Genomic DNA, 25,880 nt, shown 5'->3' with positions numbered 1-25,880 from the left:
GTCCCCAATTACCCAACCCCATGCCCCAACTCCAAAAATCCTGGTTCGATGCTGGCCGGCTTGATGCGCCGGCATTTTTCGTCGTGTCCGGCTTCTTAAATCTTGACTCATCTAGTCCGGTATTGCACTGACTAGTAAACATGAGTATTCAAGTCAAGAAATGAATCGGCATTTCACGCAGCGCCGCGCCAGCCGACCAGGCCCGGCTCAAGAAAGGGATCGAACCAGATGAACACGCACAATCCCAAAGACTTTCGGCCCAATGACTTTCGGTCCAGTGACTTTCGCGATCGCGTTCGCCGTTCCGACGACAATTCGGCTCGTTTCGATCGGGTGCCGTTGACGGTGAGGACCCTGTCCAGCAACGCGCTGTTCCAGGGCGAGCACGAGATCGGTATCGAGCATCACGGAGCGCTCTACCGGCTAAAAATCACCCGCCAGGGCAAGCTCATCCTCAACAAGTAGGTAATAAAAATATGGACCAGCGCGTAAGGCCCGCGCCGCACGAGATCCGGCGGGCGCGGGCAGACAATCCGAAGACGCGCGAGCGCGATCTCGCCGCCCAGCTTGGCATTTCGGAGGCCGAGCTGGTCGCCGCGCATTGCGGCGACGGCGTCCTCCGCGTCGAGCCGCGCGTCAACGATCTTTTGACCGGCCTCGAGGCCGTCGGCGAGGTCATGGCGCTGACGCGCAATGAAAGCGCCGTGCACGAGAAGATCGGCGTCTACGACAAGGTCGTGACCGGCAACCACAATGCCATGGTGCTCGGCGAGAACATCGACCTGCGCATCTTCCCGAAAGCCTGGGCGCACGGCTTTGCCGTCGAAAAGCGCGACGGCGGCGATATCAGGCGCAGCCTGCAGTTCTTCGATGCGGCAGGCGAGGCGGTGCACAAGGTGCATCTGCGGCCAGCGTCCAACCTCTATGCCTATCAGAAGCTGGTGGCTGAGTTGGAATCGCCGAACCAGGAGTCGAGTGTCGCGATTTCAGAGGAAGGGTCGATTTCAGAAGCCGGGCCTGAAAGCAAGGCCGAGGCTTCCGCCGCTTCCGCTGATGTCGACGATCTGCGCGACCGCTGGAGCCGGCTGACCGACGTGCATCAGTTCTTCGGCATGCTGAAGACGCTGAAGCTCGACCGCCGCCAGGCGCTGCGCATGGTTGGCCAGGACTATGCCTGGCTGCTCGACAACGATTCCGTCAGCGCCATGTTCCATCATGCCGCCGAGGGCGAGATGCCGATCATGTGCTTTGTCGGCAATCGCGGCTGCATCCAGATCCATTCGGGCCCCATCAAGTCGATCAAGCCGATGGGGCCGTGGATCAACGTGCTGGACGAGACCTTCCACCTGCATCTGCGGACCGACCACATCCAAGAGGTCTGGGCTGTGCGCAAGCCGACCAAGGATGGCCATGTCACGTCTCTCGAGGCCTATGGCGCCGACGGCAAGATGATCATCCAGTTCTTCGGCAAGCGCCACGAAGGCGAAAGCGAGCGCGAGGACTGGCGGTTTCTGACAGAGAACCTGCCGCGCATTCCAAGCCCGACCGCAGCCTGAGGACAACCACAATGGCTGCTTTGCTTGAACGGGCGCGTGTTTTTGGAATGGCGCTTGGGGCCACGATGTGCCTTTGCATGGCCTTCGCGCTGCCGGCCCGCGCTGCCGAAGGCACGGAGGTTTTTGCGGACCCGTCGAAGATAGCGGCCATTGGCGGTTCGATCACCGAGATCGTCTTTGCCCTCGGCGAGCAGGACCGGCTGGTCGCTCGCGATTCGACCAGCCGATATCCCGAGGCGGCGCTCAAGCTGCCTGACGTCGGCTACATGCGCCAGCTGTCGCCGGAAGGCGTGCTGTCGGTCAATCCGTCGGGCATCCTGGCACTGCACGGCAGCGGGCCGAAGGAAACCGTCGATGTGCTGAAGAAGACGAGCATCCCGTTCATCGAGGTGCCCGAGCACTACGACCACGAAGGCATTCTCGAGAAGATCCGCATCGTCGGCAAGGCGCTTGGCGCCGACACCAAGGCCGATGCGCTGGCAGCCGAGATCGATGCCAAGCTGAAGGCCGCCGAAAAGCAGACCGCTTCGATCAAGGACCGCAAACGCGTCCTGTTCGTGCTGTCGATGCAGGGCGGCAAGATCCTCGCTTCCGGCAGCAACAGCGCCGCCGACGGCATCATCAAGCTTTCGGGCGGTGTCAACGCGGTCGACGGCTTCACCGGCTACAAGCAACTGTCCGACGAGGCTGTCATCAACGCCAGGCCCGACGTGATCCTGATGATGAACAACGCCGGTCCCGGCGTATCGGACGACGAATTGTTCGCGAACCCGTCCATTTTGTCGACTCCAGCGGGTGCGGCGCGCAAGGTGGTCCGCATGGATGGCGGTTATCTGCTCGGCTTCGGGCCGCGCACCGCCGACGTCATCCGCGACCTTGCCGCCTCGCTCTACGGCGGGCAGGCCGCGGACTGATCGGGCGCCCGATGGTGGATCAATCGATCGCTGGTTCGAGCACTATGGCGACAGCATCCGACGGCGACCGCTCGGGGCGCGCGCGCATCGCCATCCTGGCTTTGTGCCTCGGACTTGCCGTTGCCGTGCTGTTTTCGCTGACATCAGGCGCATCCGATGCCTCGGCCGTCAGCGTCGTCGGCGACTGGCTGTTGGGTGCAGCACCCGCCAACGAGGCGCTGAGCGCGCGCGACCGCCTGATCGTCTACGACATCCGCCTGCCGCGCGTCACGCTCGGTGTGCTGATCGGCGCAGCGCTGGCCGTCTCCGGCGCGGTGATGCAAGGGCTGTTCCGCAACCCGCTGGCAGACCCCGGTCTCATCGGCGTTTCGGCCGGAGCGAGCCTCGGCGCGGTGTCCGTCATCGTGCTTGGCGCCACAGTGCTGGCGCCGATAACTTCGATGCTGGGCACACTCGCTCTGCCGCTGGCGGCGTTCTGCGGCGGGCTGGCGACGACATTGGTGCTTTATCAGGTGGCCACCCGGCGCGGCCAAACCTCGGTCGCCACCATGCTTCTTGCCGGCATCGCGCTGGCGGCCCTTGCCATGGCGCTGACTGGTATCCTGATCTTCATGGCCGACGACCGGCAGTTGCGCGACCTGATTTTTTGGCAGCTCGGCTCGCTCGCCGGCGCGACCTGGCAGAAAATCGGCTCCGTTGGGCCGGTGATCGTGCTGGCGTTGGCGGCGATGCCGTTCCTGGCGCGCGGCCTCAACGCGCTGGCGCTGGGCGAAGCCACCGCCGGCCATCTCGGCATTCCGGTTCAGCGGCTGAAATACACGGCCATCATCGGCGTCTCGGCGGCGGTCGGGGCGTCTGTCGCCGTCAGCGGCGGCATCGGCTTTGTCGGCATCGTCGTGCCGCATCTGCTGCGCCTGGCCATCGGCCCGGACAATCGTTATCTGCTGCCGGCCTCGGCCCTGCTTGGCGCCTGCCTGCTGCTGCTGGCCGATGCCGTCGCCCGCACCATCGTGGCGCCGGCGGAGCTGCCGATCGGCATCGTCACCGCGATCGCCGGCGCCCCGTTCTTCCTCTGGATCCTGCTGCGCAAGCGTGGGGTTATCGACCTATGAGAGGGGGGCCTGTGAGAGGGTTTTCATGATAGAAGCGCGGGATGTCTCGGTGGCGATCGGCGGCAAGGGCATCGTCGCCAATGTCGATTTCGAGATGCGGCCCGGTGAGATCGCGGCCATCGTCGGTCCCAACGGTTCGGGCAAGACGACCTTCCTGAGGGCGCTGTCCGGCGATCTTGCCTATTCGGGAGAGGTCACCATCAACGGTCGCGACCTGTCGGTGATGAAGCCGGTCGAGGCCGCCATGCTGCGCGCCGTGCTGCCGCAGGCGACGACGCTGTCGTTTCCGTTCACGGTGCGCGAGATCGTTAGGCTTGGCCTGCTCGGCGGGCGCTCGGGCGCGCTGCCCGGCGAGGACGAGCGCCTGCCCGAACGGGCGCTGTCGCGCGTCGATCTCGACGGCTTTGCCGGCCGTTTCTACCAGGAGCTTTCGGGCGGCGAGCAGCAGCGCGTGCAGTTGGCCCGTGTGCTCTGCCAGGTCTGGGCGCCGGTCCTCGACGGCAAACCGCGCTATCTCTTCCTCGACGAGCCGGTTTCCAGCCTCGACATCAAGCACCAATTGATCATCATGAACATCGCCCGCGATTTCGCCAGGCGGGGCGGCGGCGTTGTCGCGATCCTGCATGACCTCAACTTGACGGCGATGTATGCCGACCGGATCTTCGTCATGCACCGCGGCAGGCTTGCCGCCACCGGCTCACCGCAGGACGTGCTCAGCGACGATCTGATCGAAAAAGTATTCGATTGCCGGCTGCGGGTCGGCGTGCTGCCGGCCGGAGACATGCCGTTCGTCCTGCCGCAGTCAGCGGCGTAAGGCTGGTCTGATGGTCAGCCGGGCTGCAACCAACGCGTTCCAACTTGCAAGGGTCGGCGCTGCCCCTCATCGCCCTGCCGGGCACTTCTCCCCGTATAGTGACGGGGAGAAGGGGCTGGCCGCAGCCTCGGCGGCCATCTTGCAACGATGGAGAATGACGAAATCGTCGATGAAGGCATCCTCTCCCCGTCACTATACGGGGAGAGGATGCCGGCAGGCAGGTGAGGGGCAGCGCAAGCGCTGTCGGCTATGGCTCGACCCGACTCAAGCGGCCGGCGCCCTTTGCACCAGCATGTCGATGCCGAGCAGGTGGCGCACATTCGGGCGCGCTGCCACCATGTCGGCGATCGTATAGCGCTCGAGCACGGCGAAGAAGGCGTTGAGCGCCTCGCGCAGCGACGAATTCAGTGCGCAACTGTCGACCAGCGGACATTCGGCGGCGTCGTTCTCGAAGCATTCGGCCATGGCGAAGCTCTCTTCGGTCACGCGCACGACGTCGAATAGGGTGATCGATTCGGCCGGCCGGCCGAGCCTGACGCCGCCGTTCCTGCCGCGCACCGTCTCGACCAGACCATGCTCGACCAAAGGCTGCAGGATCTTGAAGAGAAAGAGCTCGGATACCGAGTAGGCGGCAGCGATCTCCGGGATACGGCTCAGCCGGTCGGTATTCGCGGCGCAATACATCAGAATGCGCATGGCGTAGTTGGTCTGGCGTGTCAGCCGCATAGTGTCCTCACGAAGCAATAGCTCAACCCCTAATATGGCCTATACCTTGGAATAATTCCAGACAAGCACCGCATGATAGTTGAATATTTTCATCATGTTTATGTGGGCGGTCGTGCAAACCACGACCCTGATATGGCGCGCATTCGGGTGGGCGGATCACTAAGTTAAGTCCGCGACATCGACCAGGAGCAGTTCATCCATGTCACAATCAGCACCGGCTTTGGCATCCGCCCGGTTCGATGCCGACGCGGAGGCCAAGCTTTCGGCGCTTCGGCGCACAAAATTCGTCGCCACCGCAGCGCTCACGCTCTGCGTCCTCATCTTTGCGGTGGCCAAGTCGTTCGAGGGCCACTATCCGTGGCTGGGTTTCGTCGCCGCTTTCGCCGAGGCGGCGACGATCGGCGGGCTGGCCGACTGGTATGCGGTGGTGGCGCTGTTCAGGCGACCGCTCGGCCTGCCGATCCCGCACACCGCGATCATCCCGGAGAACCAGAACCGCATCGCCGATAATCTCGGCCGCTTCATCGAGGTGAATTTCCTGGCGCCCGAGCCGGTGCGCGAAAAGCTTGCCGAGGTCGATTTTTCCGCGCTCGTTGCCGACTGGCTTGCCGACCCCAACCGCGCCGCCGATCTGTCGCATTTCGTCGGCCAGCTGGTGCCGCAGACACTGGCGGCGATCGAGCAATCCGGCCTGCGCGGCTTCGTCAGCAGCCGCATGCTGGAGCAGATCGAAAAGGTGCCGCTGGCGCCGCTCGCCGCCGAGTTGCTGTCGGCCCTGACCGATGATCGCCGCCACCAAAGACTGTTCGACGAATTCACCAAGGTGGTCGGCCGCTTCCTGAGCGACGAGCAGGCGCTGGCGACGATGCGCGAGAAGATCCGCGAGGAGCTGCCGTCGCTGTTCAACCTGTTTCGCGCCGACGCCTATCTGCTGAAGAAGATCGTCGCCTCGGCCGGTTCGCTGCTCGACGAGGTGCGGGCCGATCCCGACCACCCGATGCGCGCCGAATTCGACCGTTTTGTCCTGAGCTTCGTCGAGCGGCTGAGGACATCCAAGCAATACGCCAAGCGCGCCGAGAAACTGAAGCGCGATTTCCTCGCCCGGCCGGAGCTGAAGGCGCTGGCCGGCGACATGTGGGAAAGCCTCAGTGTGTTCATCGAGCAGGACGCCAAGGCGCCGAATTCGATGATCCGCGCCCATCTCGCCAGCATGTTCGTCGAGGTCGGCCGCCATCTTGCCGGCGACGCCCAGATCAGGGCCGACATGAACCAGGGGTTTATCGTTGCGCTGTCGTCGTTCGTCGAAAGCCAGAAGAGCGGCGTCTCGAAATTCATCGCCGATCAGGTCAAGCGCTGGGACCTTGCGCAACTGACCAGGCTGATCGAAATGAACATCGGCAGGGACCTGCAATATATCCGCTTCAACGGCATGGTCATCGGCGGCCTGGCCGGCGTCGTGCTCCACACTTTGGAACGGCTGTTCCTCGTCGGCTGAGGCGCGATGTGTGCGCGGCCGAATGGACCGCGAAGCTCCGCTGGTCTATTGTTTCTCTTCAGCTGCCGAATTCGCAGCAACAGAGGAAAACCACCATGGCAAAGCGACCGGAATCCGACACCTTCATCGACATGTTCGGCAGGTTCGGCCGCGACCTGAAGCTGCCGAACGTCGATGTAGAGGCGATCCTCAGCCATCATCGCAAGAACCTCGAGGCACTCGAAAAGTCGGCCAGGGCAAGTGCTGCCGGAGCGTCGTCGATGCTCTCCAGGCAACGCGAGATGCTGCAGGACACGCTGCACGAGATCGCCGACATGGCACAGGACTACAGGGCGCCGGGCGATCCTCGGGAGCTGATGGCCAAGCAAACGGCGTTCGCCAGGAAATCCTTCGAAACCGCATTGAAGAATGCCGGCGAGGTGGCCGAGCTGGCCAGGAAATCCGGCACCGAATCGGTCGAGATCCTGCGCGAGCGCATCAAGGAGGCGATGGAGGAAATCCGCAGCGGCTACGACAAGAAGTAGGCTGTTTCCCAAGCCGCTGGACTTTTCTGTCGTCATCCCGGCTGGCGAAAGCCTTGGTGTTGGTCCCGCCGAGGCGCACAAAGTTCCTTTTGCTCGATAATCCTGTTGCCAGCTCTACACCGGCACTGGCGCGATCCGGCCGAGGATATCGCGGCGGAACACACCGAGCGAATTGACAGAGGCGGCCGGTTCGTGGTCCGGAGGCAGGGCAAGCGATCGGGAAAGCAGGAATGACGCAAATACGGCTGAGGCCGCCGCCGACCTACGAACAGCTCAGGACGATGAGAGGGCAGGAGCTTGGCGTGTCGGACTGGACGACGGTCGACCAGAGCCGCATCGACCAGTTCGCCGAATGCACCGGCGACCGCCAATGGATCCATGTCGATCCAGAGCGGGCGAAGCGGCAGAGCCCGTTCCGCGCCACCATCGCGCACGGCTATCTGACGCTGTCGATCATCGGCGCGCTGGCGCTCGACATGGGCATCGTGCCGGAAAACACGCAAGCCGTCTTCAACTATGGTTTTGACAAGGTGCGGTTCCTGGCGCCGGTCAGGGCCGGCGCACGCATCAGGCTGCGGATCACGCTGTTGTCCATGGAGGACAAGGGCCCCGGCCAGTATCTGATGAAGGCGGCCAACATCGTTGAGATCGAAGGTGAGAAGAAGCCGGCGCTGACCGCCGAAACCCTGGTCATGCTCTATGAGCGGCGGCGCAGGCGGGCAGGGCCGTGAGGAGAGCCAAGCACCATCTTGCCTTCTCCCCTTGTGGGAGAAGGTGGATCGGCGCGCAGCGCCGAGACGGTTGAGGGGTGTTGGCCGGAGTGCTGTTGGTGCCAAGCTGGAACACCCCTCATCCGACCTCGCGGAGCCTGTCCTCGGGCTTGCCGGAGGCAAGACCCGTGGGCGAGGCCACCTTCTCCCACAAGGGGAGAAGGGACAGTGCGGGAAAATCAATGCGACATCGCCTCTTCGAGCGTCCTGAAAATTCTCTCGTCTGCCGACTGCGCGACGTTGAAGCGCAGGAAACGGCTGGCGGTTTGGGACAGGCTGAACGCATTGCCGGGCGCCAGCACGACATTGGCCGACAAGGCGCGGCGGGCTATTTCCGCTGCATCGACGCCTTCCGGCAGTCTGCACCACAAGAACATGCCGGTCGGCTGGTCGATCCACGGCATTATGCCGATCGCCTTCAGGCGGCTGCCTGTCTCAGCCATGGCGCGTGAAAGCCGCGTACGCAGCAAATCGACGTGCTTGCGATAGCTGCCGTCCTTCAGCAGCGTCAGCACCAGTTCGGAGGCAAGCCTGCCGCTGCCGAAGGACGTGGCGATCTTGAGGTCGGTCAGCCCTTCCATCCAGTCGCGCGGAGCCGCGATGAAGCCGCAGCGCACCGACGCCGAAAGCGTCTTGGAGAAGCTGCCGATATGGACCACGCGACCAAGACCGTCGAACGCCGCCAGCCTGGGTGCCGGGGTGTGTTCGAAGTCGGCAAAGATATCGTCTTCGATGATCGTCAGATCCGATTGGTCGGCGAGCTTGAGCAATCGGTGGGCGACGACCGGCGACAGAATTGCACCCGTTGGATTGTGAAGCGCGGAATTGGTGATGTAGAGGCGCGGCCGGTGCTCGACCAGCGCCTGCGCGAACAGCTCGATATCCGGTCCCGACGGCGTATAGGGAACGCCGACCACCTTGGCCCGATGAGCGCGCAACAGGGCATGGAAGTTGAAATAGCAGGGGTCGTCCACCAGCACCGTGTCGCCCGGTTCGAGCAGGAACCGGCACAGGAGGTCGATGGCCTGGGTGCCCGATTCCGTCAGCATGATCTGGTCGGGAGACGCCTCGATGCCGTGCTCTGCCATGCGCCGGGCGAGCAGATGACGCAGCGGCGGCAGCCCGAGCGGAGTGCCGTAATCGGTCAGCGTGACATCATCGCCGCGTGCCATTGTCCGCAGCGCCCGGCGCAATCCGGCCTCCGGCATCCACGCGGCCGGCAGCCAGCCGCAACCGGGTTTGAGCACGCCGTCGCCGGCTTCCAGCGACTGGCGCGAAACCCAGAGCGGATCGACGGCACGGTCAAGCCTGGGGCCGATCTCGGCCAGCGACAAGGGAGCCAACGGTCCGGCGGCATAAAAGCCCGAACCCGGACGCGAGCGGATGATGCCTTCTGCGGCAAGACGCTCATAGGCTTCCACCACTGTGGATTTCGAAACCTGCATGGTTTTCGCGAAAGCCCGGATCGAAGGCAATCGTGTTCCCGGTGTCAGGCTGCGCGCGGCGATCCTGTGCCTGATCGTCGCCATGACGCTTTCGACAAGCGTCCTGCTGCCCACATTTGCCGTCGTCTGCTCGTCCATCCGTACTGCTCAAACTGCCATGACAGTTTCATCAAACTGTACCTCATTGTCTCTGGCGGCGCCATAGGTCCGGCCCGATAGAGGGCGAGAACATCAGGAGCATGCGATGGACAAGACGGCGGGCGGCTGGATCAACGGATTTGTTGGCGTGCTGATTTTCAGCGGATCGCTTCCGGCAACGCGGGTTGCGGTGATGGATTTCGATCCGGCCTTCCTGACCGTCGCCCGCGCTGCCACGGCAGGCATCCTCGGCCTGGCGCTTCTGCTCGTCTTTCGCCAGAAGCGTCCGGAACGGCAGGATCTGTTGTCGCTGGCCATCGTCGCGCTCGGCGTCGTGGTCGGCTTTCCGCTGCTGACCGCGCTGGCGCTCAAGCACGTCACCTCGGCCCATTCCATCATCTTCATCGGCCTGTTGCCGTTGGCGACCGCGATCTTCGGCGTCATTCGCGGCGGCGATCGCCCCAAACCGGCCTTCTGGCTGTTTTCATGTCTTGGCAGCGCCCTGGTTGCCGGATTTGCGGTGACCCAAAGTGTCTCGGCCTCGCCGCTTGGCGACATGCTGATGCTGGCGGCAATCATCGTGTGCGGACTGGGCTATGCGGAAGGCGCCACGCTGTCGCGCAAACTTGGCGGCTGGCAGGTGATCTCATGGGCGCTGGTGGTGTCGCTGCCGGTCATGCTGGCGCTGACGCTCATCACCATGCCACCGTCGCTCGAAAACGTCGGCAAGGCCGCCTGGATCGGCCTGGCCTATGTCTCGCTGTTCAGCATGCTGATTGGTTTCGTGTTCTGGTATCGCGGGCTGGCGCAAGGCGGCATCGCCGCGGTCGGGCAGTTGCAGCTTCTGCAGCCTTTCTTCGGCCTCGGCCTGGCGGCAATGCTGCTGCACGAGCAGGTAAGCCCCGCCATGATCGCCGTCACCGCCGCCGTCGTGCTTTGCGTGGTCGGTGCGAAGAAATATGCGCGGTAGGCGCCGGCCCTTCTTCCTTCTCCCCTTGTGGGAGAAGGTGGATTGGCGCGCAGCGCCAAGACGGAAGAGGGGTGCTGGCCGGAGTGCTGTTGGTGCCAAGCTGGAGCACCCCTCATCCGGCCGCTTCGCGGCCACCTTCTCCCACAAGGAGGGTTTTGCACAGAGATTCTGTTCACGAGACGTCTCAGAATCAGACGCGAACAAACCAGAATCGAAGACGGAACCTTGTTCTTCTGTGCAAAGCCCTCACAAGGGGAGAACGGGGAGCCGCACGGCTAGAACTTCGTCACCACGCCGATGCCGATGCCTTCGAAGCCGCCCATCGCCATCAAGGCCGCGGGCGCCTCATCGAGGCTGATCCGCTTGCCGACCAGCAATTCGGGTTTCAGCTTGCCGGTGCGGATCATCTCCATCATCGCCTGGTAGCGGTAGGCTTGCATGCCGTGGCTGCCGCGGATTTCGAGCTCGAAGGCGATCACCTTGTCCATCGGGATCTGCGGCCTGGCATGATCGCCGAGCATCAGCCCGACCTGCACATGGCGGCCGCGCCGGCGCAGGTTCGCGATCGAGTTGAACGAGGTCGTCGGATGGCCGAGCGCGTCCATCGACATGTGCGCGCCGCCATTGGTGATCTGCTTGACCGCCTTGACCACGTTCGGCGTCCTGGCGGCATTGATCGTCGCCACCGCGCCGATTTTTTTGGCGAAGTCCAGCTTCTCGTCGGTCAGGTCGATGGCGATCACGTTGGCGCCCATGGCGCTGGCGATCATGATCGCCGACAGGCCGACGCCGCCGCAGCCATGCACGGCCACCCATTCGCCCGGTGTCACCCGGCCCTGGTCGACAATGGCGCGGAACGAGGTGACGAAGCGGCAGCCAAGGCTGGCGGCGGTGGCGAATTCCATCTCGTCCGGCAAGCGGACCAGATTGGTGTCGGCATGGTCGATGGCGACATATTCGGCGAACGAGCCCCAGCCGGTGAAGCCGGGCTGGGTCTGGTGCTCGCAGACCTGATGGTTGCCGGAGCTGCATTCGAAGCAACGGCCGCAGCCGACGGCGAACGGCACGGTGACGCGCTCGCCGGTCTTCCAGCGGGTCACCTGGCTGCCGGCGGCCACCACGACGCCGGCAAGCTCGTGGCCCGGCACATGCGGCAGACGGATGCCGTCGTCATGGCCCATCCAGCCATGCCAGTCGCTGCGGCAGAGCCCGGTCGCCTCGACCTTGATGACAACGCCGCCCAGTGCCGGCTCCGGATCGGCAACAGTCTGGATCATCGGCACCTCGCCGAATTTTTCGAAGACAACGGCTTTCATCGTCAATTCCTCATAATTGGATAGCGCTGCTATTCGGCATCGATCTGGTTCTCCGGCGCGGCCTTCTGGAAGGCCGGCAGCGCCATGCAGGCGGCGTGGATGCGTGTGACCGTCGGGTAGGGCGCTATGTCGACGCCGAAACGGGCGTTGCTGGTGACCTGCGCGGCCAGGCAGATGTCGGCCAGCCCCGGCGTGTCGCCATGGCAGAAGGTCCCGGTATCGGCCGAGGAATCCAGAATCTTTTCAAGCGGCTGGAAACCTTCGTTCACCCAGTGCCGGAACCAGTTGGCGACGTCCTCGTCGCCGGCGCCGAACAGCGTGCGCAGCGAGGTCAGCACGCGCAGGTTGTTCACCGGATGGATGTCGCAGGCGATCATCTGCGCCAGCATCCTGACGCGGGCACGGCCAGGCGCGTCCTGCGGCAAAAGCGGCGGTTCGGGCCTGGTCTCGTCGAGAAATTCAATAATCGCCAGCGATTGCGTCAGCAGCGTGCCATCGCCCAGGATCAGCGCCGGCACCAGTCCTTGCGGATTGACCGAGAGATAGGCGGGCTCCAGATGCTCGCCGTGGCGCAGATGATGCGGCACATATTGGTAGGTCAGGCCCTTCATCTCCAGTGCGATCCGCACCCGGTAGGAGGTGGAGGAGCGGTAGTAGTTATGCAGGACGAGGTCGCTCATCCCTGCACATTCGGCCGATTTGGACGACCGGGCAAGGCATGATGGTCCGGAAATTGCCATCTGAGAGACCGTTTGGAAATTCTACTCTGGCGGCCATCTGATGGCGTTTTCTGCGCTTCCGGTGCTCACGGACCCAAATGTCCGCTGCGCGCCGGTTCTCGAAACCACCACCATATGACTCGCCAGAGCGAATTTCGAAACAGTCTCTCCGCCCTTCGGCAAGGGTGGCGATGTACTATTTGCCAATAATCTGGCCATGGTCACTGGGCTATTCTATCCTGCCCTGAACTGAAACGAACGCCATGACCGCAGTCAACGATCGCGCCCGGTTTCTGATCATCGACGACCACCCGCTGTTTCGCGAGGCGCTACATAGCGCTGTGCAGATGGCCTATCCGGACGTCGACACTGTCGAGGCGCGTTCGATCACCGAGGCGTTCGAGCTCCTGGCGGACGCCAAGCCGTTCGATCTGGCGCTGCTCGACCTCAGCATGCCCGACGTGCATGGCTTCGACGGACTGCTGCAGCTTCGGACCCGCTATCCGCGCCTGCCGGTGGTCATCGTTTCGGGGCATGAGGAGCCCAAGATCATTTCCGAGGCGCTGTCCTATGGTGCTGCCGGCTTCATCCCGAAATCGGCGCGCAAGAGCGACCTGGCCGCCGCCATCCGCTCGGTGATGGAAGGCTCGATCTACGTGCCCGAAACCTATGAGGGCCAGCCGCCGGACGCCGACAGTACCGACCGCGCCGAGATGGTGCAGCGGCTTGCCAAACTGACGCCGCAGCAATTGCGGGTGCTGCAGATGCTGCGCCAGGGCCTGCTCAACAAGCAGATCGCCTACGAGCTGCAGGTCGGCGAAACCACCGTCAAGGCGCATGTCTCCGAGATCCTGCGCAAGCTCAACGTCTACAGCCGCACGCAAGCCGTCATCGAGGTTTCGAAGCTCGACAGCGCCGAGCTGTTTCGCGGCCAGGCGGGGTTTTAGGCGTACCCGTCAGGGTGAATAAACCGTCACCGAGAACTTACCTTCTCCGTCCAGGGACGGAAATCACGGTGACAGCGCACCATTTTCTTGTCGCGGTCTTCTGCCAATGTCTTTGGGATCAAGCCAAGAGATGCGCCAGCAGGGCGCGCAGTTGCGCCGGTTTCAGCGGCTTGCGCATCAGCTCGATGCCGGCGGCGCGGGCGGCTTTGGCGACGGTCTCCGAACCGTCGGCGGTGACGATCAGTGCCGGCACGGCGCGGCCGAGATAATCGCGGACCTCGGCGATGGTCGTGGTGCCGAGGTCGCCGCCGTCGAGATGCTGGTCGGCGATGACGATGTCCGGCACCCAGTCCGTATCGCCGAGCATCTCGAGCGCGGCATCGGTCGAGGTGGCGGGGCGCACCAGGCATTGCCAGCGCTCGAGCAGGGATGTCATCGCCTGCAGCACCTCGACGTCGTTCTCGACCAGCAGCACCTTTGTGCCGAACAGACCGTAGCCGCGCGGCCGCTCCATGTCGGCGCTGCTTGCAATGGCATCGACGCTGGCGCCGATCCCGACCGGAACGTCGATGTGGAAAATCGTGCCGTGCCCGACTTTCGACGAAAACGTCACGGGATGGCCGAGTGCGGCGGCGATGCGGCGCACGATGGCCAGGCCCAGTCCCAGCCCACCGCCGGCTAGCCCGGCATCGGTCGGGAACGTGCCGCGGTGGAACTCCTCGAACACCGCCTCGCGCTGGTCGTCGGGGATGCCGCAGCCGGTATCGGCGACATCGATGCGGATCGTGTCGCCGCGATGCCTGGTGCCGACCAGCACGCCGCCGGAGCGGGTGTAGCGCAGAGCGTTGGAAAGGATATTCTGCAGGATGCGGCGCAGCAAGGTGCGGTCCGAGCGCACGACGGCGTTGACCGGCCGGAATTTCAGCGTCAGGCCCTTCAACTCGGCGACCGGCAGGAAATCCGAGCGCAGCGACGAAAACAGCACCTCCAAGCTGACGTCGCCGATATCGGGCTGCACGACGCCGGCATCGAGCTTGGAGATATCGAGCAGGGTGCGGAGCAGATCCTCCATCGTCTCCAGCGAGCGCTCGACCTGCCGGACCAGTTTTTTGCCTTCGTCGCTGGTCTGCACTTCGGCCAGCGCCGAGACGGAGAGATGCGCGGCGTTCAGCGGTTGCAACACGTCGTGACTGGCGGCTGCCAGGAACCTTGTCTTGGACAGGTTCGCCAGTTCGGCGTTTTCCTTGGCCGCGCTCAAATCGATGTTGGATTGTTCCAATCTACGCAGTGTCGAGTGCAGTTCCTCGGTGCGCGTACGCACTCTATTCTCGAGCGAAATCGCGGTCTGGAACAGCGAGAACGCGTTGCCTTGCTGATCCATCGAGCGCTCGACGCGGCTGACAAGGGCTGCGTTGATCTTCTTCAGCTTCTCCAGGTCGTTGATGTCCCTGAGCGGCATAAAACCTCCTACTCCGCCGCCTGCCGCTCTCCGAAGGCGATGCCGGTGAACGTCTGGTTCAGATGCATCGACCGGTACTGCTCGCCATAGGTGCCGAAGCCGATGACGTTGTTGACCTTGTAGAGTTCCGAAATCTCCCGAAAGACCTGGCGGTTGCGCGCATCGAGCCTGCGCAGCACGCAGTCAAAAGCGAGGATCATGTCGATGCCGCCAAGCCTTTCCTCGACATCCCTGAAGGCGGCACGCGTCGATTCAACCATGTTCTTGGGTCGGGCGATGGACAGGACGACGCCATCGTCGATGGCGCAGAAGAACGACAGCGAGCCGTCCGCGTGCATCTTCTGGATCGAGCGGCAGTAAAATTCGCCGCCGACTTTCACCACCACCGGGTGCGAAGCGAAACTCAGCGGCGTCAGCATCTGCGGGATGACGCCGACCGAGGCGGCATATTCCTCGGCGGCATTGGTGGCGTTGAATTCGCGCACGGTGCGGTGATCGGGATCGGACGCGGTCACCACCAGCTTCTCGTCGGTGGGGACGAAATTGTCGGTCTTGAACACGTGGAAAGGAATTTCCGTGGTGATCAGCACGATGATGGCGCAGTCGCAGGCAACCTTGCCGTTCGAGATCAGCCGCGTCGTCTCGAACTTCAAATCATCGCCTGCCGACCCGCCGATCAGTGGAATATCGTCGAGCCCCCAATGGATGGCGGAGGTGACCGCTTCCTCGGCATAGGACAACCCGTCGATGAGGCAGAGCGCGAAAGTGGTGTCGGCTCGCTCGTGCCCGACGCGGCCGCGTAACGAACGCCTCAGCGCCTCGACTTCGCCGGTGATCCCGTCCATGCTCGATGACGACAGATTTTCGACCATGGTGCTGGCTGCCGAAAAAGATGCGGAGGGAAGCAGCATGGCCATGACCTGGCCGTCCTCCAGGCCTTTGGGCGTAATCTCGCCCGCCGTCGAGCAGCCGGCATAGCGGAGCGCCGGCGCGTGGTTGTTCAGCGCTTCCGAAAGGGCGACGGCCTCAAGCAGGCTTTGCGAGAAAAACAGCAGGGCAAATCCAGCGTCGATGGCCGCGGCTTCCACTGCCACCGCCCGCGCGAACGCATCCGCGTCGGGTTCGTCGGTGGTGAGAACCGATAGGCCGCATGCATAGCGCGTCCGTGAACTGGCCAGCGGCTTCCTCCTCTATTTCCTCCGACGCTCTTTTTGTGCGCGGCTGTTTTTTTGTGCTCCTGTCGCGCCGGCGTCGAAACCATTGTTGTCTTCAAGTGCTACTTTGGCAATGAGCCAACATGACGGAATTGAATTTTCTGCTGTTTTTGACAGCATCGGCGCTCAGAAACGTCAGATCCAAAACCACAGCGGAAGGGAGTTATCCATGGACGCCCAGGTCAGGAAGCTATTCGAACGCTACGAGCGGCTTTTCCGGAAATCCCTCGCCGGTGATGCCGACATGGACGAAGTCACGTCGGTCTATGCTTCCGCCTTCATTGCGGCGTCGCCTGCCGGCGTCATGATCGGGAAGAACGACGACCAGCTCAAGCAGGCTATGGAACAAGGCTATGCTCGCTATCGAGCGATCGGCACCAAGGAGATGCGAATACGCGATGTTGGCATTTCGCCGATAGACGAGCATCATTGCGTTGCCCACGTCGCCTGGACGTCGATCTTTGCGCGCAAAGGCCAAACCGACGTCACGATCGATTTCGACGTCCACTACCTCGTGCAGAAACTGGCCGGAGAGCCTAAAATATTCGGCTGGGTGTCAGGCGACGAGCAGGAGGTTCTCAGAAAGCACGGCATCGGCTGAAATCGGCCTGGCCAGCACCATTGCCGCTGATGGCCGCAAGGTGGCATTGCCAGGCGACCATGGTTTCGCTTCGCTCGGCCGTTTGCCTGTCTTTGCGTGACCGAAAGTACAATAGGCGGATTTTCGGCCGAACTGCATTCTCGCAATCTCGGCATTCCGCGGCACTATTTCCCGTGCTCTTTGCGGTATAAGAATAGCGGACAGATGGAGGGCTCGGGCACCACCGACGCCAAAAACGACCAAGGTAGCACCCAGGGAGGTTTCATGTCGGAGATATCATTGACGGTGAACGGAAAGCGGGTCAGCGGCACTGCCGAAGACCGTACGCTTCTGGTTCATTTCTTGAGGGAGAATCTCGGCCTGACCGGGACGCATGTCGGCTGCGACACCTCGCAATGCGGCGCCTGTGTGATCCATGTCGACGGCAAGGCGGTAAAATCCTGCACGATGCTTGCGGTGCAAGCCTCCGGGTCGAGCGTTGTAACCATCGAAGGTCTGGCGGACGGCGCCGACCTGCATCCGATGCAGGCGGCGTTCAAGGAGCATCACGGGCTGCAATGCGGTTTCTGCACGCCCGGCATGATCATGACGGCGACCGACATGGTCAACCGCCATCCCGAAGGCCTCGACGAGGCCACGGTGCGGGCCGAACTCGAAGGCAATATCTGCCGCTGCACCGGCTACCACAACATCGTGAAGGCGATCCTCGCCGCATCGGAGACGATGTCTTCGAAGGGCAAGGCCAGGCAAGCTGCATGAGGGGAATAGTGAATAGTGAATGGTGAATAGTGCGATCTGGCTGACCTTCTCGACGCTTCAACCATTCACCACTTCACCATTCACTTCAGCAATTCGGGAGGAATTTCTGCGATGGGCATTGAAGGTGTTGGCGCTCGTGTAGCGCGCAAGGAAGACAAGCGGTTCATTACCGGCGCCGGGCGCTATGTCGACGACATGGTGGTTCCCGGCATGAAGCATGCGGCCTTCGTGCGCAGCCCGCACGCGCATGCTGAGATCAAGAAGATCGATGTCAAAAAAGCCCAGGCCATGCCGGGTGTCATCGGCGTGCTGACCGGCAAGGAGCTCAAGGCCGACGGCATCGGCAATCTCATCTGCGGCTGGATGATCCATTCAAAGAACGGCTCGCCGATGAAGATGGGGGCGTGGTCGCCGCTGGCCTTCGACAGGGTCCGCTATGTCGGCGACGCGGTGGTCGTCGTGGTTGCCGAGACCAAGGGCCAGGCGCGCGACGCTGCCGAGGCGGTCGACATCGCCTACGAGGAACTGAAGGCGGTCGTCGACGCTCCGAAGGCGCTCGAAAGGAGTGCGCCACAGATCCATCCGGAAGCCGACGGCAATCTGATTTTCGACTGGGAGCTCGGCGACAGCGCGGCGACCAACGCGGCAATCAAGGCGGCTGCCCACATCACCCGCATGAAGATCGTCAACAACCGGCTGGTGCCCAACGCCATGGAGCCGCGCGCAGCGCTTGGTCACTACGACAAGGCCGAGGATCACTATACCTGCTGGACGACCTCGCAGAACCCGCATCTCGCGCGCCTGGTGATGAGCGCCTTCTACAATGTCGCGCCGGAAAACAAGCTGCGCGTCATCGCGCCGGATGTCGGCGGCGGCTTCGGTTCGAAGATCTACATCTACCCGGAAGAAATCATCTGCCTGTGGGCCTCGAAGAAGACCGGCGTGCCGGTCAAATGGGTGGCCGACCGCACCGAGAGCTTTCTAACCGACGCCCATGGCCGCGACCATGTCTCGACGGTCGAAATGGCGTTCGACAAGGACAACAGGATCACCGGGCTGAAGGTCGACACCATCGCCAATCTCGGCGCTTACATGTCGCTGTTCTCGTCCTGCGTGCCGACCTATCTCTACGCGACGCTGTTGTCGGGCCAGTACGACATCCCGGCGATCCACGCCAATGTGCGCGCCGTCTACACCAACACCGCGCCGGTCGACGCCTATCGCGGGGCAGGGCGGCCGGAGGCCACCTATCTGCTCGAACGCACCATGGAGACCGCCGCACGCGAGCTGGGCGTGTCTCCGGCGGAACTTCGCCGAAAGAACTTCATCACCGCGTTCCCGCACCAGACACCGGTCATCATGAACTATGATGCCGGCGATTATGCCGCTTCGCTGGACGCGGCGATGGCCGCTGCCGATTATGCCGGTTTTGCCCAGCGCAAGGCCGACGCCGCCAACAGAGGCAAGCTGCGCGGCATCGGCATGAGCTGCTATATCGAGGCCTGCGGACTGGCGCCGTCGGCGGCAGTCGGCAGTCTTGGAGCGGGTGTCGGCCTTTGGGAAAGTGCCGAGGTGCGCGTCAACGCCGCTGGAACCATCGAGGTGCTGACCGGCTCGCACAGCCACGGCCAGGGCCATGAGACGACTTTCGCACAACTGGTCAACCAGCGCTTCGGCGTGCCGATCGACAGCGTCTCCATCGTCCATGGCGATACCGACAAGGTGCAGATGGGCATGGGCACCTACGGCTCGCGCTCGGGCGCCGTCGGCATGTCGGCCGTTGTCAAGGCGCTCGACAAGGTCGAGGCCAAGGCCAAGAAGATCGCCGCCCATCTGCTCGAGGCCGACGAGGGCGACATCGTCATCGAAAACGGCGCCTTGAAGGTCGCCGGCACCGACAAACAAGTGCCGTGGTTCCAGATGGCGCTTGCTGCCTACACCGCCCACAACCTGCCTGGCGGCATGGAGCCGGGGTTGAAGGAGACCTCATTCTACGATCCGTCGAACTTCACCTTCCCGGCCGGCTGCTATCTCTGCGAGGTCGAGATCGATCCCGAGACCGGCGTGACCGAGGTCGTCCAGTTCGTCGCGGCCGACGATTTCGGCAACATCATCAACCCGATGATCGTCGAAGGCCAGGTGCATGGCGGCGTCGCCCAGGGAATCGGCCAGGCCTTGCTAGAGGGCACACGCTACGATGCCAGCGGTCAGCTTTTGACGGCGAGCTACATGGACTACGCCATGCCGCGCGCCGACGACCTGCCGTCGTTCAAGGTCTCGACCTCGAACACGCCGTGCCCGGGCAATCCGCTCGGCATCAAGGGCTGTGGCGAGGCCGGCGCCATCGGCTCACCGCCGGCCGTGATCAACGCCATCACCGACGCCATCGGCATCACCGATATCGCCATGCCGGCATCGCCGTCCACGGTGTGGGCAGCGATCCGGGCGACAACGAAACACTGAAAGGAGTGAGTAGTGAATAGTGAATAGTGAATAGTGAATAGAAAAGCGCTTCGCTAAGGCGGCACCTCACTACTAACTACTAACTACTAACTACTATTCACTATTCACTATTCACTATTCACTATCTCGCACGGGAGAATCCCATGTACTCAGTCAACTACCACCGAGCCGCCTCCGTCGCCGAGGCCGTCAAGCTGCTCGAGACCGGCGATGCAAAGCTTTTGTCGGGCGGCATGACACTGATCCCGGCGATGAAGACGCGGCTTGCCGCACCGTCCGATCTCGTCGATCTTTCGCACATCGAGGAATTGAAAGGCATTGAGGTGGCGGGCTCCACCATCACCATCGGCGCCGCCACCACGCATCACGATGTCGCCAGCGACGAGAAGCTGAACAAGGCGTGTCCGGCGCTCGCCCATATGGCGTCCCGGATCGGCGATCCGGCGGTGCGCTACAAGGGCACAATCGGCGGCTCGATCGCCAACAACGACCCCGCCGCCGATTATCCGGCGGCACTTCTGGCCCTCGACGCCACCATCATCACCAACAAGCGCGAGATCGCCGCCGACGCATTCTTCACGGGGCTGTTCGAAACGGCGCTGGAGGACGGCGAGATCGTCACCGCGGTGACCTTCACCGCGCCGACCAAGGCGGCCTATGAAAAGTTCCGCAACCCGGCATCGCGCTATGCGATCGTCGGTGTGTTCGTGGCCAACGGTGCGGACGGAGTCCGCGTTGCCGTCACCGGGGCCGGCGACAGCGGCGTCTTTCGTTCGACGGAAATCGAGGCGGCGCTTGCCACGAATTTCGACGCCGCCGCCCTCAACGGAGTGAAAGTGCCGGCGAATGATTTGATGAGCGACATCCACGCCTCGGCCGATTACCGGGCCAATCTGATCGTGGTGATGGCCAAGCGCGCAGTGGCCGCCGCCAATGCCTGAAGGAGGGGAGTAGGGGAGTATGGCAGTATGGCAGTGGGTTACGCTGCTCGCCGGCCTAGACGATTTTTCCTTTCCCTACTCCCATACTGCCCTACTCCCCTACCTGCCTGGTATAGTAGCGCACCGCCTTCTTGCCGCCGTGGATCACCGCGTCACCGACCTCGACGAAGCCGAGCGCGGCGTGAAAGGCATCCGAAGCCGGGTTGGGCGGCTCGGCATTCACCTCGCAGGTGACGATGGTCTGGCTGGCACGCAATGCATGGTCGAACAGATCCTCATAGAGCCGCCGGGCATGGCCGCGGCCACGCGCTTCTTGCGCAACGACGACGCGGTCGACATAGACGAAGCGCGGATAGCGCTCGCGGAACCACAGGAAGTTCGGGCTGTCGTAGCGGGCGTCCTGGTCGAAGGTCATGATGAAGGCTTCGAGCGCGCCGATGCGGCGCGCATAGAACGCCTCGCCGAGCAGGAAGGACAGGCGTCCTGGCTCAAGCCACGACAACTCGGCCGCGTGTTCGTTGTTGAGGGCGAGGATGGCCGTCTCGTCCTGCGGCGAAACCCGGTCGATCGGCAGGCGTGCCCGTTTGTTTTCTTCCTTCGTGATCATGCTCTCGCCGCCGCAATCGTCGCCGCCACCAGCGCCGCGTCGGTCACCGTGTTGCGGTACTCGCGGTCGAGGTCGGTGCCGCCCATGCCAACCCGCGGATTGCGGTAGCGCATGGCACTCGGCACGTCCTTGAGTGCGGCGAAATGCATTTCGGTCAGTCCGGTTCTTTCCCGCACCTCGGCGATGTTGTTCGGGTCGAGCCCGCCGCAGCCGAGGATGATGATGCGCTTCCCCGCCTGTCGGACGAGGTCCGCCAGCAGGGCCGCGCCCTCCAAAGCGGTGTCGCGCTGGCCGCTGGTCAGCACGCGGCCGACCTTGCTGCGGACCAGCGCTTCCAGCGCATCGGCCGGATCGCGTGTCATGTCGAAGGCACGGTGGCAGGTGACGTTCAAATGCCCTGCCGCCTGCACAAATTCGCTCATCCGCTTTTCATCGATGGTACCGTCGGCATTCAGGCAGCCGACGACGACACCGGCGACGCCAAGCTCGCGCAGCGCGCTCACATCGGCGAGCATCGAACGGTACTCGGCGTCGCTGTAGAGAAAATCGCCGCCGCGCGGCCGCACGATGACGTGGAATGGGATCGTCGCCAGTTCGAGAGCTGCGCGCACCATGCCAAAACTCGGTGTGACGCCGCCCTCGACGAGGCTGGCGCAGAGCTCGACCCGGTCGGCACCGGCGGCTTGCGCGGCGAGCAGGCCATCTATGCCTTCGACGCAGATTTCGATCAGCGGCAGGCGAGGGCGTTCGGTGTCGGTCACAGGGCGATCCGTTGCTGATTCAAGATTTGCAGCCCTTAGCATCGGGCTCCGTGCCGCGAAAGCCGGAACTCTTGGCTCAACGGTCGACGGGTCGTTGCCGTTCGCAATGCGGCCAATCAATGCCTTCAACTGCCCCAACGCCGCCACCCGGCAGATGGTCGGCGCCTGGGGTGAGCCGGACCGGCTCGCCGATATGCGTCATGGCTGGTTTCGCGGCGGCGCATCAGATCCGCAAATTTTGGGCGTTGGCGCGGACGAAATCGATGAACGCCCGCAGCTTTGGCGGGACGAGGCGACGGCTGGGATAATAGAGGTGGAGCGGTTCGTAGGTGGGACAGAAAGGCTCCAGCACCTTGACCAGCGCGCCTGAGGCGAGAAGCGGCGCAGCGAGGCCTTCGACGGCAAAGGCCAGGCCAAGCCCTTGCGCGGCGGCGGTGATGCAGAGCGGCAGCGTGTTCACGACCAGACGTGCGTCGGGCGTGAACTCGACCTGGCGTCCATCGACAACAAACTCCCAGGGCGAGATGGCGCGGGTGCGGGTGAAGGCGAAGGCGATGCAGCGGTGGGCGGCGAGGTCGGCGGGTCGATTTGGCGAGCCGTTACGCGCGAGGTAGTCGGGGCTGCCCAACACGACCGTCTGCAACGGCCCGCCCAGACGCGCGCCGATCATATACTTCTCGAGAAGCTCGCCGATCCGCAGGCCGGCATCGAAGCCCTGCGCGGCGATATCGACGAAATTGTCGTCGAAAATCAGGCTAAGCCGCACGTCGGGGTAGGCATCCATGAACGGCCCCATCAGCGGCTCGATCAGCAGCGGCGCGGCGATCCACGGCAGGCTCAGGCGCAGCGTGCCGGCGGGGCGGTCGCGGGTCTCGCGCAGTGCCGCGCCTGCCGCCCGGATCTCCTCGGTCGCTGGGCGCACCTGGTCGAAATAGTGGGCGCCGGCTTCGGTCAGGCCGACGCTGCGGGTCGTGCGGTTGAGGAGCCGCACCCCGAGACGCTCCTCGAGGCCCTTGACCGCCTCGCTGAGCGAGGCCGGGGCGACGCCGAGTTCGGCGGCGGCGCGGGTGAAGCTTTTTGCCTCCGCGACCTTCACGAAGGCGACGATGCCGCTGAACTGGTCGAGTCGCATTGTGAGGATATTCCAAATAGCCTTGTCGGACTCTACGGGTTTTTCCGGTGAACCAAAAGCGTCATGTTGGCCCGACGAACGGGCTTCGCTGTCGCGACGGCCCGAAAGGCAAGGAGACAGGACCGATGACCAGGCTCGCTTCGCTCGCCGCCGGCGCTCTCCTGGCGGTGTCCGCCGCCCCCGCCAACGGCGGCCCGCAGGAAGACCGCAACATCCAGTTGATCAAGGACTATTACGCAGCCTATGCGACCGGGAACCCGGAGGCGGTTCGGCCCTTCCTGGCGGCCGACATCGTGTGGCGCATTCCCGGCCACCATCCGCTAGCCGGCGACAAGCGCGGGCCGGAGGAAGTGGTCGCCTTCTTCCGTGGCCTGGCCGACGGCAAATTCAGGGCTGAGCCGATCTTCTTCCAGGCGCAGGGCGATCTCGTCGTCGACATCCATCGCGGCTGGTCCAACGTCGGCTCGGGTCCCGAGATCGACCAGCTTTTCGCCCTGATGTTTCGCATCAAGGACGGCAAGATCACCGAGGCGCAGAATTTCTTGACCGACATGTACCAGTCGGACACCTTCTACTGGACGCACTACAAGCTGAAGCCACTGCCCGGCCGACTGGCGGATGACCGCTGAGACGGCGGCCTTAATCCGTCGCGCCGCGCTTTCGCTCCAGGCCAAAGGAGATTTACGATGTTGAAAATCCTGACGCTGGCCACGGCAACCGCCGCAGCCCTCGGCTCAAGCGCCCTCGACTCAAGCGCCTTTGCCGCATCGCGCGTCGAGCGCGTTGCTTTCGCCTCGCACGGTGAGCAGATCGTCGGCGATCTCTATCTGCCCGAGGATCTGACCTGGCGAGACCTCGACCCGCGCTGGTCGTGACCGGCGCCTGGATGGAGCTGTGGCTCGACAACGTCACCCAGTTCGACTTCTACGACCGCGCTGCGCCGGTGAAGTCGGCGAGCGACGCCGTTGCCGCGCATTTCCGCGCCACGCTGGGCAGTGCAGGGGAGGCGGGACAATGAGCCCCGTCACCCGCCGGTTTGTTTCGGCCTCGGCAGTTCTTGCCGCGACGCTTGCCGCTCTGCCCGCCTTGAGCACCATGCAGTCCACGGCTGCGCTGACGAGCGAAGACAAGACCGCCATGGCCGAGGCGGTGGCGGGGATCGGCCTCTATGCCGATTTGCGCGAATGGGATCGGGTAAAATCCTATTTCACGACCCGCGTCACGACCGACTATACCAGCCTTTTCGGTGGCGAGGTCGCGACCAGCGACCGCGACGCGCTGATTGCTCAGTGGCAAGGCCTGCTACCGGGCTTCGACGCCACCCAGCACCTTATCACCAACATCGTTGTCGAAGGCGCGGGCAACGACGCGGTCGCGCGCAGCCATGTTCGCGCTACCCATTGGATCGACACGCGGTTCTGGACGGTCGGCGCCAGCTATCTGCACCGGCTGGTGCGGACGCCCGAAGGCTGGCGCGTCAGCGCCATCTCGATCCATCGCTTATACGAGGAGGGCGACCGCGCCGTGCTGGCCGCCGCTGCGGACCGGGTGGAGGCGGCGGCGAAATGACAACGCAAGCTTGCGTCGGGAATCGGCGCCGACATTGGTGGTCCGGCCACTGCCCGATCATTTCATTTCGATGTGAACTCGTTTTGGTTCGGGAGCTTTGCCTCTCCTGAACATGCCCGGCGTCATGCCATGCATGGTCCGGAACGCACGGGAAAGATGGCTCTGGTCGGCGAAACCTGACGCAATGGCGGCCTCGGCGAGGCCGAGCCCCTGTTCGATCAAGGAGCTGGCGCGACGCAGTCTCCGGTCGCGGATATAGGCTGCAGGCGTCAGGCCAATCGCCTTCTTGAAATCCCGGATGACCTGAAATCGGGTGACGGACGCGGCGTCGGCAAGCCGCTGCAGGTCGAGCTGCGAGTCAAGGTCGCTTTCGACAAGCTCCTCGTAGAGCGAGAACCTCCGTCGCGATCCCGAGCCTTCGATCTCCTCTACCCGCCCGCTGCAATCGCCATGCCGAACGATGAGATGTCTCAAGGCGACGAGCAGCGACGTCTCGGCTTGCGTCGCGTCCGGTGAGATCGAGCTCTGGTGCGCTGCCATCAACGCTGCGGCGAGATCGCTGTCTTCGATATTCCGACGTGAGAAGACCGGAGCGTCAGCCCTGCCCAGCTCGTGGGCGAGGCCCGCCATCAGCGGCACCGGGGGATAAAACGTCCGGTAGGCCCAGCCTTCATCCGCACCTTGTTCCCCGTCATGCCACTCCTCGGGATTGACGACAGCAATGGTGCCTGCCGGAGCGACTATTTTGTGGCGCCCGATGCGGATGCGTTCGCAGCCAGCCGTGATCAGCGCGATCACATAGGTTGGGTGCGTGTGCAGTTCGTAGCGATGCTGCGTGAAGCGCGCCTTGAACAGGCCAAGCTCAGGGAAGCAGGGATGGCGCCAGTATTTCCTGGTCTCTGTCGCGTCCACGGCTTTTGTCCCTGCA

28 protein-coding genes are annotated in these 25,880 nt (G+C 63.5%); 18 read left to right on the top strand and 10 right to left on the bottom strand.

Annotated elements, in window-relative coordinates; genetic code table 11:
• Positions 1-228: 228 nt before the first annotated feature.
• The 5 genes from hemP to AC0L2Z_RS18155 are packed head-to-tail and all read left to right on the top strand — an operon-like array spanning position 229 to position 4,396.
• Entirely contained in the window at positions 229-465 is a 237-nt protein-coding gene (gene hemP / locus AC0L2Z_RS18175) for a hemin uptake protein HemP (RefSeq protein ID WP_473628937.1), read from the top strand.
• Between the two features lie 11 nt (positions 466-476).
• Entirely contained in the window at positions 477-1,556 is a 1,080-nt protein-coding gene (locus AC0L2Z_RS18170) for a hemin-degrading factor (RefSeq protein WP_473628936.1), read from the top strand.
• A gap of 47 nt (positions 1,557-1,603) precedes the next feature.
• Positions 1,604-2,470: a heme/hemin ABC transporter substrate-binding protein gene (locus tag AC0L2Z_RS18165; protein WP_473628942.1), complete on the top strand. Its 867-nt coding sequence runs from the start codon at positions 1,604-1,606 to the stop codon at positions 2,468-2,470.
• An 11-nt stretch (positions 2,471-2,481) separates the two neighbouring features.
• Positions 2,482-3,582: a FecCD family ABC transporter permease gene (locus tag AC0L2Z_RS18160; protein WP_473628935.1), complete on the top strand. Its 1,101-nt coding sequence runs from the start codon at positions 2,482-2,484 to the stop codon at positions 3,580-3,582.
• Between the two features lie 25 nt (positions 3,583-3,607).
• Positions 3,608-4,396, top strand: coding sequence for a heme ABC transporter ATP-binding protein (locus AC0L2Z_RS18155; protein WP_473628934.1), 789 nt, complete (start codon positions 3,608-3,610; stop codon positions 4,394-4,396).
• A 264-nt stretch (positions 4,397-4,660) separates the two neighbouring features.
• On the opposite strand, the gene rirA is transcribed toward AC0L2Z_RS18155, so the two are convergent.
• Positions 4,661-5,122 (bottom strand): iron-responsive transcriptional regulator RirA, encoded by a 462-nt coding sequence (gene rirA / locus AC0L2Z_RS18150; protein WP_091598109.1) that lies wholly within the window; start codon positions 5,120-5,122, stop codon positions 4,661-4,663.
• Positions 5,123-5,321: 199 nt separating this feature from the next.
• Here rirA and AC0L2Z_RS18145 point away from each other — a divergent pair, with 199 nt between their 5' ends.
• The 3 genes from AC0L2Z_RS18145 to AC0L2Z_RS18135 all read left to right on the top strand — a co-directional run bounded on the left by AC0L2Z_RS18145 (position 5,322) and on the right by AC0L2Z_RS18135 (position 7,872).
• Positions 5,322-6,617, top strand: coding sequence for a DUF445 domain-containing protein (locus tag AC0L2Z_RS18145; RefSeq protein ID WP_473628933.1), 1,296 nt, complete (start codon positions 5,322-5,324; stop codon positions 6,615-6,617).
• Positions 6,618-6,712: 95 nt separating this feature from the next.
• Positions 6,713-7,141 (top strand): phasin family protein, encoded by a 429-nt coding sequence (locus AC0L2Z_RS18140; protein ID WP_473494571.1) that lies wholly within the window; start codon positions 6,713-6,715, stop codon positions 7,139-7,141.
• 230 nt (positions 7,142-7,371) lie between these two features.
• Positions 7,372-7,872: a MaoC family dehydratase gene (locus AC0L2Z_RS18135; RefSeq protein WP_473628932.1), complete on the top strand. Its 501-nt coding sequence runs from the start codon at positions 7,372-7,374 to the stop codon at positions 7,870-7,872.
• Between the two features lie 218 nt (positions 7,873-8,090).
• On the opposite strand, the gene AC0L2Z_RS18130 is transcribed toward AC0L2Z_RS18135, so the two are convergent.
• A complete protein-coding gene (locus tag AC0L2Z_RS18130) occupies positions 8,091-9,494 on the bottom strand; it encodes an aminotransferase-like domain-containing protein (RefSeq protein ID WP_473628931.1) in 1,404 nt (467 codons plus the stop codon).
• 106 nt (positions 9,495-9,600) lie between these two features.
• On the opposite strand from AC0L2Z_RS18130, the gene AC0L2Z_RS18125 reads away from it, so the two are divergent.
• Complete coding sequence (locus AC0L2Z_RS18125; protein ID WP_473628930.1) at positions 9,601-10,464, top strand: DMT family transporter; 864 nt, start codon at positions 9,601-9,603, stop codon at positions 10,462-10,464.
• Between the two features lie 275 nt (positions 10,465-10,739).
• On the opposite strand, the gene AC0L2Z_RS18120 is transcribed toward AC0L2Z_RS18125, so the two are convergent.
• Positions 10,740-11,780, bottom strand: a complete 1,041-nt coding sequence (locus AC0L2Z_RS18120) for a zinc-dependent alcohol dehydrogenase family protein (protein WP_473628929.1) — start codon at positions 11,778-11,780, stop codon at positions 10,740-10,742.
• A 29-nt stretch (positions 11,781-11,809) separates the two neighbouring features.
• Positions 11,810-12,460, bottom strand: a complete 651-nt coding sequence (maiA, locus tag AC0L2Z_RS18115) for a maleylacetoacetate isomerase (RefSeq protein WP_473628928.1) — start codon at positions 12,458-12,460, stop codon at positions 11,810-11,812.
• 302 nt (positions 12,461-12,762) lie between these two features.
• Between maiA and AC0L2Z_RS18110 the strand changes: the two genes are divergently transcribed.
• Positions 12,763-13,446 (top strand): response regulator, encoded by a 684-nt coding sequence (locus AC0L2Z_RS18110; RefSeq protein ID WP_473628927.1) that lies wholly within the window; start codon positions 12,763-12,765, stop codon positions 13,444-13,446.
• 118 nt (positions 13,447-13,564) lie between these two features.
• Here the strand turns inward: AC0L2Z_RS18110 and AC0L2Z_RS18105 are convergent, their stop codons facing one another.
• Together AC0L2Z_RS18105 and AC0L2Z_RS18100 are read right to left on the bottom strand one after the other, a co-directional pair.
• Positions 13,565-14,905, bottom strand: a complete 1,341-nt coding sequence (locus tag AC0L2Z_RS18105) for an ATP-binding response regulator (protein WP_473628926.1) — start codon at positions 14,903-14,905, stop codon at positions 13,565-13,567.
• 8 nt (positions 14,906-14,913) lie between these two features.
• The gene (locus AC0L2Z_RS18100; RefSeq protein WP_473494578.1) at positions 14,914-15,993 is read right to left on the bottom strand and encodes an FIST N-terminal domain-containing protein; all 1,080 of its coding nucleotides are present in this window, start codon (positions 15,991-15,993) and stop codon (positions 14,914-14,916) included.
• A gap of 295 nt (positions 15,994-16,288) precedes the next feature.
• Between AC0L2Z_RS18100 and AC0L2Z_RS18095 the strand changes: the two genes are divergently transcribed.
• The 4 genes from AC0L2Z_RS18095 to AC0L2Z_RS18080 all read left to right on the top strand — a co-directional run bounded on the left by AC0L2Z_RS18095 (position 16,289) and on the right by AC0L2Z_RS18080 (position 20,883).
• Positions 16,289-16,720, top strand: coding sequence for a nuclear transport factor 2 family protein (locus AC0L2Z_RS18095; RefSeq protein WP_473612713.1), 432 nt, complete (start codon positions 16,289-16,291; stop codon positions 16,718-16,720).
• A gap of 264 nt (positions 16,721-16,984) precedes the next feature.
• Positions 16,985-17,479, top strand: coding sequence for a (2Fe-2S)-binding protein (locus AC0L2Z_RS18090; protein WP_077373482.1), 495 nt, complete (start codon positions 16,985-16,987; stop codon positions 17,477-17,479).
• Positions 17,480-17,590: 111 nt separating this feature from the next.
• Positions 17,591-19,942: a xanthine dehydrogenase family protein molybdopterin-binding subunit gene (locus AC0L2Z_RS18085; RefSeq protein ID WP_473628925.1), complete on the top strand. Its 2,352-nt coding sequence runs from the start codon at positions 17,591-17,593 to the stop codon at positions 19,940-19,942.
• 143 nt (positions 19,943-20,085) lie between these two features.
• On the top strand, positions 20,086-20,883 hold the full coding sequence (locus AC0L2Z_RS18080; protein ID WP_473628924.1) for an FAD binding domain-containing protein: 798 nt from the start codon (positions 20,086-20,088) through the stop codon (positions 20,881-20,883).
• A 91-nt stretch (positions 20,884-20,974) separates the two neighbouring features.
• Here the strand turns inward: AC0L2Z_RS18080 and AC0L2Z_RS18075 are convergent, their stop codons facing one another.
• From AC0L2Z_RS18075 to AC0L2Z_RS18065, 3 genes are all read right to left on the bottom strand, one after another.
• Entirely contained in the window at positions 20,975-21,490 is a 516-nt protein-coding gene (locus AC0L2Z_RS18075; RefSeq protein WP_473628923.1) for a GNAT family N-acetyltransferase, read from the bottom strand.
• Positions 21,487-22,293: a copper homeostasis protein CutC gene (locus AC0L2Z_RS18070; RefSeq protein ID WP_473628922.1), complete on the bottom strand. Its 807-nt coding sequence runs from the start codon at positions 22,291-22,293 to the stop codon at positions 21,487-21,489. Before AC0L2Z_RS18070 ends, AC0L2Z_RS18075 begins: the two co-directional genes overlap by 4 nt.
• A gap of 181 nt (positions 22,294-22,474) precedes the next feature.
• Positions 22,475-23,383: a LysR family transcriptional regulator gene (locus tag AC0L2Z_RS18065; protein WP_473628921.1), complete on the bottom strand. Its 909-nt coding sequence runs from the start codon at positions 23,381-23,383 to the stop codon at positions 22,475-22,477.
• A 125-nt stretch (positions 23,384-23,508) separates the two neighbouring features.
• Here AC0L2Z_RS18065 and AC0L2Z_RS18060 point away from each other — a divergent pair, with 125 nt between their 5' ends.
• Genes AC0L2Z_RS18060 through AC0L2Z_RS18045 form a run of 4 tightly spaced genes read left to right on the top strand, consistent with a single transcriptional unit; the run spans position 23,509 to position 24,952 of the window.
• The gene (locus AC0L2Z_RS18060) at positions 23,509-24,012 is read left to right on the top strand and encodes a nuclear transport factor 2 family protein (protein WP_473513706.1); all 504 of its coding nucleotides are present in this window, start codon (positions 23,509-23,511) and stop codon (positions 24,010-24,012) included.
• Positions 24,013-24,069: 57 nt separating this feature from the next.
• Positions 24,070-24,258 carry a hypothetical protein gene (locus AC0L2Z_RS18055; RefSeq protein ID WP_473628920.1) on the top strand — a complete coding sequence of 63 codons (189 nt, stop codon included), beginning with the start codon at positions 24,070-24,072 and terminating at the stop codon, positions 24,256-24,258.
• A gap of 11 nt (positions 24,259-24,269) precedes the next feature.
• Positions 24,270-24,401, top strand: a complete 132-nt coding sequence (locus AC0L2Z_RS18050) for a hypothetical protein (protein WP_473628919.1) — start codon at positions 24,270-24,272, stop codon at positions 24,399-24,401.
• Positions 24,398-24,952 carry a nuclear transport factor 2 family protein gene (locus AC0L2Z_RS18045; protein ID WP_473628918.1) on the top strand — a complete coding sequence of 185 codons (555 nt, stop codon included), beginning with the start codon at positions 24,398-24,400 and terminating at the stop codon, positions 24,950-24,952. Before AC0L2Z_RS18050 ends, AC0L2Z_RS18045 begins: the two co-directional genes overlap by 4 nt.
• Positions 24,953-25,009: 57 nt before the next feature.
• On the opposite strand, the gene AC0L2Z_RS18040 is transcribed toward AC0L2Z_RS18045, so the two are convergent.
• Complete coding sequence (locus AC0L2Z_RS18040) at positions 25,010-25,864, bottom strand: AraC family transcriptional regulator (protein ID WP_473628917.1); 855 nt, start codon at positions 25,862-25,864, stop codon at positions 25,010-25,012.
• Positions 25,865-25,880 lie beyond the last annotated feature (16 nt).

Source organism: Mesorhizobium sp. WSM4850 (assembly GCF_055811735.1).
The sequence above is the reverse complement of the archived record's forward strand: the minus strand, read 5'-3'. Positions and strand labels throughout refer to the sequence as shown.